12 protein-coding genes are annotated in these 10,300 nt (G+C 59.5%); all 12 read right to left on the minus strand.

Annotated elements, in window-relative coordinates:
* Positions 1-4 precede the first annotated feature (4 nt).
* Positions 5-337, minus strand: coding sequence for a 50S ribosomal protein L22 (gene rplV / locus HF916_RS47430; RefSeq protein WP_197070230.1), 333 nt, complete (start codon positions 335-337; stop codon positions 5-7).
* Positions 338-344: 7 nt separating this feature from the next.
* Positions 345-620 carry a 30S ribosomal protein S19 gene (gene rpsS, locus HF916_RS47435; protein WP_054036552.1) on the minus strand — a complete coding sequence of 92 codons (276 nt, stop codon included), beginning with the start codon at positions 618-620 and terminating at the stop codon, positions 345-347.
* Between the two features lie 10 nt (positions 621-630).
* Positions 631-1,458, minus strand: a complete 828-nt coding sequence (gene rplB, locus HF916_RS47440; protein WP_028199568.1) for a 50S ribosomal protein L2 — start codon at positions 1,456-1,458, stop codon at positions 631-633.
* Between the two features lie 2 nt (positions 1,459-1,460).
* A complete protein-coding gene (gene rplW, locus HF916_RS47445) occupies positions 1,461-1,775 on the minus strand; it encodes a 50S ribosomal protein L23 (RefSeq protein ID WP_007180135.1) in 315 nt (104 codons plus the stop codon).
* Entirely contained in the window at positions 1,772-2,392 is a 621-nt protein-coding gene (gene rplD / locus HF916_RS47450) for a 50S ribosomal protein L4 (protein ID WP_007180136.1), read from the minus strand. The genes rplW and rplD overlap by 4 nt, the downstream gene beginning before the upstream one ends.
* Positions 2,392-3,051: a 50S ribosomal protein L3 gene (rplC, locus tag HF916_RS47455; protein WP_027800367.1), complete on the minus strand. Its 660-nt coding sequence runs from the start codon at positions 3,049-3,051 to the stop codon at positions 2,392-2,394. Before rplC ends, rplD begins: the two co-directional genes overlap by 1 nt.
* A gap of 201 nt (positions 3,052-3,252) precedes the next feature.
* Positions 3,253-3,564, minus strand: a complete 312-nt coding sequence (rpsJ, locus tag HF916_RS47460) for a 30S ribosomal protein S10 (RefSeq protein ID WP_006998489.1) — start codon at positions 3,562-3,564, stop codon at positions 3,253-3,255.
* Between the two features lie 127 nt (positions 3,565-3,691).
* Positions 3,692-4,882, minus strand: coding sequence for an elongation factor Tu (gene tuf / locus HF916_RS47465; protein ID WP_168795439.1), 1,191 nt, complete (start codon positions 4,880-4,882; stop codon positions 3,692-3,694).
* Between the two features lie 47 nt (positions 4,883-4,929).
* A complete protein-coding gene (gene fusA, locus HF916_RS47470; RefSeq protein ID WP_168795440.1) occupies positions 4,930-7,032 on the minus strand; it encodes an elongation factor G in 2,103 nt (700 codons plus the stop codon).
* A gap of 134 nt (positions 7,033-7,166) precedes the next feature.
* A complete protein-coding gene (gene rpsG / locus HF916_RS47475) occupies positions 7,167-7,637 on the minus strand; it encodes a 30S ribosomal protein S7 (protein ID WP_006053291.1) in 471 nt (156 codons plus the stop codon).
* A 179-nt stretch (positions 7,638-7,816) separates the two neighbouring features.
* Positions 7,817-8,197 carry a 30S ribosomal protein S12 gene (gene rpsL / locus HF916_RS47480; RefSeq protein ID WP_006998493.1) on the minus strand — a complete coding sequence of 127 codons (381 nt, stop codon included), beginning with the start codon at positions 8,195-8,197 and terminating at the stop codon, positions 7,817-7,819.
* 222 nt (positions 8,198-8,419) lie between these two features.
* Positions 8,420-10,267 (minus strand): DNA helicase RecQ, encoded by a 1,848-nt coding sequence (gene recQ / locus HF916_RS47485; RefSeq protein WP_168795441.1) that lies wholly within the window; start codon positions 10,265-10,267, stop codon positions 8,420-8,422.
* Positions 10,268-10,300: the final 33 nt, after the last annotated feature.

Genomic DNA, 10,300 nt, shown 5'->3' on the forward strand with positions numbered 1-10,300 from the left:
CCCCTTAATTCCCGACCGTCACAGTGATGTGACAGGATTGCTTCTCGATGCGGTTACCGCGGCCTTTAGCGCGCGCGGTAAAACGCTTGAGCGAGGCAGCCTTGTCGACCATGATGCTCGTTACCTTGAGCTCGTCGATATCCGCGCCTTCGTTATGCTCCGCATTCGCGATCGCCGACAGCACGACCTTTTTCACGATTCCCGCAGCCTTCTTCGGCGAGAACGTCAGGACGTTCAGCGCCTTGTCGACCGGCAAACCGCGGATCTGGTCAGCCACAAGGCGCGTTTTCTGCGCCGAGATGCGGGCACCGCGATGAATTGCTTTCACTTCCATCATGAGCCCCTTATTTCTTAGCCTTCTTGTCGGCTGCATGACCCTTGAACGTCCGGGTCAATGCAAACTCGCCAAGCTTGTGGCCGACCATGTTTTCCGAGATGTACACCGGGACGTGTTGACGGCCGTTATGCACGGCAATCGTCAGACCGATGAAATCCGGCAGAATCGTCGAACGACGCGACCAGGTTTTGATCGGCTTTTTGTCACGCGCAGCGGCTGCCGACTCAACTTTCTTCAGCAAATGGGCGTCGCAGAACGGACCTTTTTTTACAGAACGTGCCATTGCCTACTCCTTAACGCTTGTGACGGCGCTGGACGATCATGCTCGTCGTGCGCTTGTTGCTGCGGGTGCGATAACCCTTAGCAGGCGTGCCCCACGGGCTCACCGGATCGCGACCTGCAGCCGTCTTGCCTTCACCACCACCGTGCGGGTGATCGACCGGGTTCATTGCAACGCCACGCACCGTCGGGCGGATACCGCGCCAGCGGTTTGCGCCAGCCTTACCGATTTGACGGAGGCTATGCTCTTCGTTGCCAACTTCACCAATCGTCGCGCGGCACTCAACGTGCACGCGGCGGATTTCACCCGAACGCAAGCGGACCTGTGCGTAGATGCCTTCACGAGCCAACAGCATCGCCGACGTACCAGCCGAACGCGCCATTTGCGCGCCCTTGCCCGGCAGCATTTCGATGCAGTGAATCGTCGTACCGACCGGAATGTTGCGGATCGGCAGCGTGTTACCCGCGCGGATCGGAGCTTCCGAACCCGACATCAGCTGCTGACCAACCGTCACGCCCTTCGGAGCGATGATGTACTTGCGCTCGCCGTCCGCGTACAGAACCAGCGCGATGTTCGCGCTACGGTTCGGATCGTACTCAAGACGTTCGACCTTCGCCGGAATGCCGTCTTTGTTGCGACGGAAATCGACGACACGATAGTGATGCTTGTGACCACCACCCTTATGGCGCGTGGTGATGTGACCGTTGTTGTTACGGCCGGCGGTCGAGGATTGCGAGTCGAGCAGCGGTGCGTACGGCTTGCCCTTATGCAGATCCTTGTTGACCACCTTGACCATCGCACGGCGACCCGGCGAAGTCGGCTTAACTTTAACGATTGCCATGATTACTTGGCCTCCGCTTCAAAGTTGATTTCCTGGCCGGGCTTCAGGCAGACGTACGCCTTCTTCACGTCCTTGCGCTTGCCCATGAAGCGACCAAAGCGCTTGGCTTTGCCCTTCGAGACCAGCACGTTGACGGAATTGACTTCCACCTTGAACAGCAGCTCGACTGCAGCTTTCACTTCCTGCTTCGTGGCATCGGGCGCGACTTCGAACACGACTTGTTCGTTCTTGTCGGCCACCAGCGTCGCCTTTTCGGAGATCACCGGCGCGAGCAGGACCTGCATCAAACGATGATCGTTCTTGCGAATCTCGCTCATGACAGCAACTCCTCGATCTGGGCGACCGCAGCCTTCGTGATCAGGATCTTCTTGAAGTAGATCAGCGACAGCGGGTCGGCGTAACGCGGCTCGACAACTGCCACATGGGCCAAGTTGCGCGACGCGAGGTACAGGTTTTCGTCAACCGTGTCGGTAATCACCAGCACGGAGTCGAGACCCATCGCCTTGAATTTTTCGGCCAGCAGCTTCGTCTTCGGCGCTTCGAGCGTCAGCTCGTCGACCACCGAGATGCGGCCTTCGCGGGCCAGCTGCGAGAAGATCGAGCAGAGACCTGCGCGATGCATCTTCTTGTTGACCTTGTGCGAAAAGTTTTCTTCCGGCGAATTTGGGAAGATCCGGCCACCGCCGCGCCACAGCGGGCTCGACGACATACCGGCGCGGGCGCGGCCCGTACCCTTCTGGCGCCACGGCTTCTTGGTCGTGTGCTTGACTTGCTCACGGTCCTTCTGCGCGCGGTTGCCGCTACGGGCATTCGCTTGATACGCCACCACAACCTGGTGAATCAGGGCTTCGTTGTAATCGCGGCCGAACACGACGTCCGACGCGCTAACGCCTGCACCTTCCTGACCATTGGCATTCAGGAGCTTAAGTTCCATTATTTCGCTCCTTTCACGGCACGCGTCTTCACGGCCGGCGTAACGAATACCTTGCCACCCTTCGCACCCGGAACGGCGCCCTTGACCAGCAACAGCTTGCGGTCAGCGTCGATACGAGCGATTTCGAGGTTTTGCACGGTTACCGTATCGTCACCCATGTGACCGGTCATGCGCTTACCCGGGAAAACACGACCCGGATCCTGCGCCATACCGATCGAGCCCGGCACGTTGTGCGAGCGCGAGTTACCGTGCGATGCACGGCCGGATGCGAAGTTGTAACGCTTGATGGTACCGGCGTAGCCCTTACCGATCGACACGCCTTGCACGTCGACCTTTTGGCCTACTTCGAACAGGTCGGGACCGACCACGGTGCCGCTCGACAACTCGGCAGCCTTGGCAGCATCGATCTGGAATTCTTTGAGGATTTCACCGGCTTGAACACCGGCTTTGGCGAGATGACCGGCCAACGGCTTCGTCACACGCGATGCACGGCGCGTACCGAATGCAACCTGCACGGCCGTGTAGCCGTCGGTTTCAACAGTCTTGATCTGCGTCACGCGGTTGTCGGACACGTCCAGCACGGTAACGGGAATCGAATCCCCTTCTGCCGTGAAGATACGGGTCATGCCAACCTTGCGACCTACGAGTCCAAGGCTCATCGTTTTCTCCATTCCCGACTGCGATTGGTCGGGGCTAATTTACAAAATGCCGGTGCCGTTTCGGGCATGAATTCATGCTGCAGCACACCGACTTTTTTGCGCCAATGCGCGAAAAGCCTTGCATTATAGCGAGGCCTTTCGTTTTCCGCAAGCAATCAATGACTTAGCGTTGCCCGACAGGCCGGACAACCGCTGGAAGCCTTATTGCAGCTTGATTTCCACGTCCACGCCAGCCGGCAGATCCAGCTTCATCAGTGCGTCAACGGTCTTGTCCGTCGGATCGACGATGTCCATGAGGCGTTGGTGCGTACGGATTTCGAGCTGATCGCGCGACGTCTTGTTGACGTGCGGCGACCGCAGGATGTCGAAGCGTTGAATGCGGGTCGGCAGGGGCACCGGACCACGAACGATTGCGCCAGTCCGCTTTGCCGTGTCGACGATTTCAGCTGCCGATTGATCGATCAGGCGATAGTCGAAAGCCTTCAGGCGAATACGGATTTTCTGGTTCTGCATGACAATTCCTTGGAAAAGAGCGAGGCGGTATTGCACCGCCAGACAATAAAAGAACGTAGAGCCGGGCGCCCGCTGAGGGCCGGCACCCGGCTCCGGGCACCACTTACTGCAAGTTCAATCCGCGATTTTACTCGAGAATCTTGGCAACCACACCTGCGCCGACCGTACGGCCGCCTTCGCGGATTGCGAAACGCAGACCTTCTTCCATCGCGATCGGGTTGATCAGCTTCACCGTGATCGACACGTTGTCGCCCGGCATGACCATTTCCTTGTCCTTCGGCAACTCGATCGAGCCCGTCACGTCCGTCGTACGGAAGTAGAACTGCGGACGATAGTTGTTGAAGAACGGCGTATGACGGCCACCTTCGTCCTTGCTCAGCACGTACACTTCAGCCGTGAAGTGCGTGTGCGGGTTGATCGAACCCGGCTTCGCCAGCACCTGGCCACGCTCCACGTCTTCACGCTTCGTGCCGCGCAGCAGGATACCCACGTTGTCGCCTGCCTGACCCTGGTCCAGCAGCTTGCGGAACATTTCCACGCCCGTGCAGGTCGTCTTCACCGTCGGCTTGATGCCGATGATTTCGATTTCCTCGCCAACCTTCACGACGCCGCGCTCGATACGACCCGTCACCACCGTGCCGCGACCCGAGATCGAGAACACGTCTTCCACCGGCATCAGGAACGCACCGTCGATCGCGCGCTCCGGCGTCGGGATGTACGTGTCCAGCGCGTCGGCCAGGTTCATGATCGCCACTTCGCCCAGCTCGCCCGTGTCGCCTTCCAGCGCCAGCTTGGCCGAACCCTTGATGATTGGCGTGTCGTCGCCCGGGAAGTCGTACTTCGACAGAAGCTCGCGCACTTCCATTTCCACCAGCTCGAGCAGCTCGGCGTCGTCCACCATGTCGCACTTGTTCAGGAACACGATGATGTACGGCACACCAACCTGACGCGCCAGCAGGATGTGCTCACGCGTTTGCGGCATCGGGCCGTCAGCAGCCGAGCACACCAGGATCGCGCCGTCCATCTGCGCTGCGCCCGTGATCATGTTCTTCACATAGTCAGCGTGGCCCGGGCAGTCGACGTGGGCGTAGTGGCGGTTAGCCGTTTCGTACTCGACGTGTGCCGTGTTGATCGTGATACCACGTGCCTTTTCTTCCGGCGCCGCGTCGATCTGGTCGTACGCCTTTGCTTCGCCGCCAAACTTCTTGGTCAGCACCGTCGTGATCGCTGCCGTCAGCGTGGTCTTGCCGTGGTCAACGTGACCGATCGTGCCGACGTTCACGTGCGGCTTGGTCCGTTCGAATTTACCTTTAGCCATGTTTCTCTTCTTTCAAAAAGTTAATCGTTGAATGACTTGCCGCGCGATTACTTCGACTTCGCGTTGATGATCGCTTCGGACACGTTACGCGGTGCTTCGGAGTAGTGCTTGAACTCCATCGTGTACGTTGCACGACCTTGGGTCAGCGAACGCAGCGACGTCGAGTAGCCGAACATTTCCGACAGCGGCACTTCAGCGCGAACAATCTTGCCGCCGCCAACCATGTCGTCCATGCCCTGAACGATACCGCGACGGCCCGACAGGTCGCCCATCACGTTGCCCATGTAGTCTTCCGGCGTTTCGACTTCGACGGCCATCATCGGTTCGAGGATGACCGGCTGAGCCTTGCGCATTGCTTCCTTGAACGCCATCGAACCGGCCATCCGGAACGCATTTTCGTTCGAGTCAACGTCGTGGTACGAACCGAACGTCAGGTGAACCTTGACGTCGACGACCGGGAAGCCTGCCAGCACGCCTGCCTTCAGCGTTTCCTGGATGCCCTTGTCCACCGCCGGGATGTATTCGCGCGGAATCACACCGCCCTTGATCTCGTCGAGGAACTCGTAGCCCTTGCCCTGCTCATTCGGCTCGAGCGTGATGACCGCGTGACCGTATTGGCCACGACCACCCGACTGCTTGACGAACTTGCCGTCAACGTCTTCCGCCTTGCCGCGAATCGTTTCGCGGTATGCAACCTGCGGCTTGCCGACGGTCGCTTCCACGCCGAATTCGCGCTTCATCCGGTCAACCAGAATTTCCAGGTGGAGTTCGCCCATGCCCGAAATAATGGTTTGGCCCGATTCTTCGTCCGTTTGAACGCGGAACGACGGATCTTCCTGTGCCAGACGGTTCAATGCCAGACCCATTTTTTCCTGGTCGGGCTTCGTCTTCGGCTCAACAGCCTGCGAAATCACCGGCTCCGGGAAAATCATGCGTTCGAGCACGATCGGGTGCAGCGGATCGCACAGCGTATCGCCCGTGGTGGCATCTTTCAGGCCAACAGCAGCAGCGATGTCGCCTGCGTGCACTTCCTTGATTTCTTCACGCTGGTTTGCGTGCATCAGCAGAATACGACCGAGACGTTCCTTCTTGTCCTTGGTCGCGTTCAGCAGGGTGTCGCCCGACTTCGTCGTACCTGAGTACACACGGAAGAAGATCAACTGGCCGACAAACGGATCGGTCATGATCTTGAATGCGAGCGACGAGAACTTCTCGTCGTCGGCCGCGCGGCGCTCAGCCTTCTCACCGTTTTCGAGTTCACCCGTAACCGGCGGAATGTCGACAGGCGACGGCAGGAAGTCGAGCACGGCGTCCAGCATCCGTTGCACGCCCTTGTTCTTGAACGCGGTGCCGCACAGCATCGGCTGGATTTCGCAAGCGATCGTACGGTCGCGCAGACCCTTGGTGATTTCCGCTTCCGTCAGTTCGCCCGACTCGAGGTACTTGTTCATCAGCTCTTCGTTCGACTCAGCCGCAGCTTCGACCATCTTCTCGCGCCATTCGTTGCACGTGTCAACGAGCTCAGCCGGGATTTCTTCGTACGAGAACTTCGTGCCTTGGGACGCCTCGTCCCAAATGATCGCTTTCATCTTCAGCAGATCGACGACACCCGTGAAGTTTTCTTCCGCGCCGATAGGCACCACGACCGGAACGGGGTTCGCCTTCAGACGCAGCTTGAGCTGTTCGTAAACCTTGAAGAAGTTCGCGCCGGTACGGTCCATCTTGTTGATGAACGCGAGACGGGGAACCTTGTACTTGTTAGCCTGACGCCACACGGTTTCCGACTGGGGCTGAACGCCGCCCACGGCGCAGTACACCATGCACGCGCCGTCGAGCACGCGCATCGAGCGCTCAACTTCAATCGTGAAGTCGACGTGGCCCGGGGTGTCGATGATGTTGATGCGGTGCTCAGCGCGGTCGCCGGCCATGCCTTTCCAGAACGCCGTGGTAGCAGCGGACGTGATCGTAATGCCGCGTTCCTGTTCCTGCTCCATCCAGTCCATGGTGGCAGCGCCGTCGTGAACTTCACCAATCTTGTGGTTCACGCCGGTGTAGAACAAGATGCGCTCGGTCGTCGTCGTTTTGCCGGCGTCGATGTGAGCGCTAATACCGATGTTACGGTAGCGCTCGATAGGTGTCTTGCGAGCCACTTTGATCCTCTATTGGGATGACGCGATGCGAGAAAATGCCCATCGCGCTGTAACACAAACGGGCGAGGCGCTTTGTAAGCGCACCCGCCCGGAATTTCTTTCCGCTTTTTCTGCTAAACCCGGGTTCGGGAAGCTTAGAAACGGAAGTGCGAGAACGCCTTGTTGGCTTCTGCCATCCGGTGAACTTCGTCGCGCTTCTTCATTGCGCCGCCACGGCCTTCGGCCGCTTCGGAGAGTTCACCTGCCAGACGCAGGGCCATCGACTTCTCGCTGCGCTTCTTCGCGGCTTCACGCAGCCAACGCATCGCCAATGCCATACGACGCGACGGGCGCACTTCGACCGGAACCTGATAGTTCGCACCACCAACGCGGCGGCTCTTCACTTCGACCACCGGCTTGACGTTGTTGAGCGCTACCGTGAACACTTCCAGCGGGTCCTTGCCACCCTTGGTCTGGATCTGTTCGAAAGCGCCGTACACGATACGCTCGGCAACCGACTTCTTGCCGGAGAGCATCAGCACGTTCATGAACTTAGCTACATCAACGTTACCGAACTTCGGATCCGGCAACACTTCCCGCTTGGGGACTTCGCGACGACGCGGCATGTTTCTTCCTTTAACTTTTCAGTTGGAGCTACTTTTAGCCCCTCGGCCACCAACTAACCCGATTCATCTCTAACGACTTACCAGCCTGGTCGGGTGACCACTTACTCGACAGCACCGGCGATTCCGGCACCACCGCTATTACCGCCTTTGCAGGCGACCTGAAACTACTGACCGGCTAATTACTTGCCAGCCTTGGCACGCTTCGCACCGTACTTCGAGCGAGCCTGCTTGCGATCCTTGACGCCCTGGGTATCCAGCGAGCCGCGAACCATGTGGTAACGCACACCAGGCAAGTCTTTCACACGGCCGCCGCGAATCAGCACGACCGAGTGTTCCTGCAGGTTGTGGCCTTCACCACCGATGTACGAAATGACTTCGAAGCCGTTCGTCAGACGAACCTTGGCAACCTTACGCAGTGCCGAGTTAGGCTTCTTCGGCGTCGTGGTGTACACACGGGTGCACACGCCGCGACGCTGGGGGCAGTCCTGCAAAGCCGGGCTCTTGCTCTTCGTCGTTTCCGACGCGCGGCCTTTGCGAACCAGTTGATTGATGGTTGGCATTGTTTATTCCTGAAATTGAACAAAATCGACGCATCTGTTTCCGGGCAAAGCAGAAACGATTGCGCATCGAACTTCCGGACAGGGTAGTCAGCGTACGAATTGACTTCGCGCGCAGGCACTCCAAGAACCGGAACCTAGCATAATATTCCGAAATTACTAAGGGAGTCAACAGGTTGCGATGTTTCGTACCCCTGTCGACCCGCTCAGGCACTCGCTGAGAGCTTAGTCCGCGGCGACGACTTCCAGCAATTCGTCGCCGAAACGGTCTAGTTTGCGCGCGCCCATACCCGGAATGCCGCGCAAATCCTCGATCGAGTCGGGGCCGTTGCGGGCAATTTCCGCCAAGGTCGCATCGTGGAAAATCACGTACGCCGGCACGCCGTCGCTCTTCGCGGTTTCGGTGCGCCATGCGCGCAGCCGCTCCCAGCGCGCGCGTTCGCGCGGGCCCATGCCGATCGTCGGGTCGGCACGCTCACTGGTGCGGCCGGACGATTGACGCGTGCGCGTAGGCTTCACGTAGCGGCGCATCGTGACGTTCTGCTCGCCCTTGAGCACCGGCTTGCTTGCCTCGGTCAGGACAAGCGAGCCAAATCCCTCATGGTCGACCGTTAGATAGCCGAACGCGACCAGTTGGCGAAATACCGCGCGCCACTCCGGCTCGCCCAACGCCGAACCGATGCCGAACGTGGTCAGCTTCTCGTGACCACGCTGCACGATTTTCTCGCTGCTGCTACCACGCAGGATGTCGATCAGATGGCCGGCGCCGAAGTGAAAGCCGCTCGCCCGCTGCGCGCGAAACACGCACGACAGCGCCATCCGCGACTCACGTGTCGCATCCCATGTGTCCGGCGGTTCAAGGCAGTTGTCGCAGTTGCCGCAAGGCTTGCTCGACTCACCGAAATACGCGAGCAGTCGCACTCTCCGGCAGGTCGCCGCCTCGCACAGTCCGAGCAACGCATCCAGTTTGCCGGTCTGTACGCGTTTGTGCGCGTCGTCAGCGTCGGACTCGTCGATCATCTTGCGCTGCTGCACGACGTCGCCGAGACCGTAGGCCATCCATGCGTTCGCCGGCATGCCGTCGCGGCCCGCGCGACCCGTTTCCTGGTAGTAGCCTTCGACGCTCTTCGGCAAGTCGAGGTGAGCGACGAAACGCACGTCCGGTTTGTCGATGCCCATGCCGAATGCGATCGTCGCGCACATCACGATCCCTTCCTCGCGCTGAAACATCTCCTGATGCTTCTGGCGGATTTCGAATTCCATGCCGGCGTGATACGGCAGCGCGCGCATCCCTTTTTCCTTCAGCCACTCCGCCGTCTCTTCGACCTTGCGACGCGACAGGCAATAGACGACGCCGGCGTCGGTCGTGCCGTCCGGCTTCGAATGCTCCGCGCGGATGAAGTCCAGCAACTGCGTACGCGCATTGTCCTTCTCGACGATGCGATAACGGATGTTCGGCCGGTCGAAGCTCGACACGAAAATGCGCGCGTCGTCCAACGCGAGGCGGTGGATGATCTCGTCGCGCGTGATTGCATCAGCGGTGGCCGTCAGCGCAATTCGCGGCACGTTCGGGAATCGCTCGTGCAGCACCGACAATTGAATGTATTCCGGTCGGAAATCGTGCCCCCATTGCGACACGCAATGCGCTTCGTCGATGGCGAACAATCCGATGCGCGTGCGCTCCAGCAGTTCCTGGAAACGGGGTGTCATCAAACGTTCTGGCGCCACGTAGAGCAGATCGATTTCGCCTTCGCGCAATGCGCGCTCGGTCGCCATCGCCTCGGCGCTCGACAGCGTCGAATTCAGATACGCCGCACGCACGCCCACTTCGGTGAGCGCGGCGACCTGGTCCTGCATCAGCGCGATCAGCGGAGAAACGACGATGCCGGCGCCGAAGCCGCCTTCCCGGCGCACCAGCGACGGAATCTGATAGCAGAGGGACTTGCCTCCGCCCGTCGGCATCAGCACGAGACAATCGCCGCCGCCGGCGACGTGCTCGACAATTTCGCCCTGCTGTCCTCTGAACGCGGGGTAACCGAAGACTTCGTTGAGGATTTCGAGCGGACGGGACATGAATTTGAGAGAAGCAGCGTGATGCCGGTGACA

Origin of the sequence: Paraburkholderia aromaticivorans, from assembly GCF_012689525.1 — a bacterium.
Classification (GTDB): domain Bacteria; phylum Pseudomonadota; class Gammaproteobacteria; order Burkholderiales; family Burkholderiaceae; genus Paraburkholderia; species Paraburkholderia aromaticivorans_A.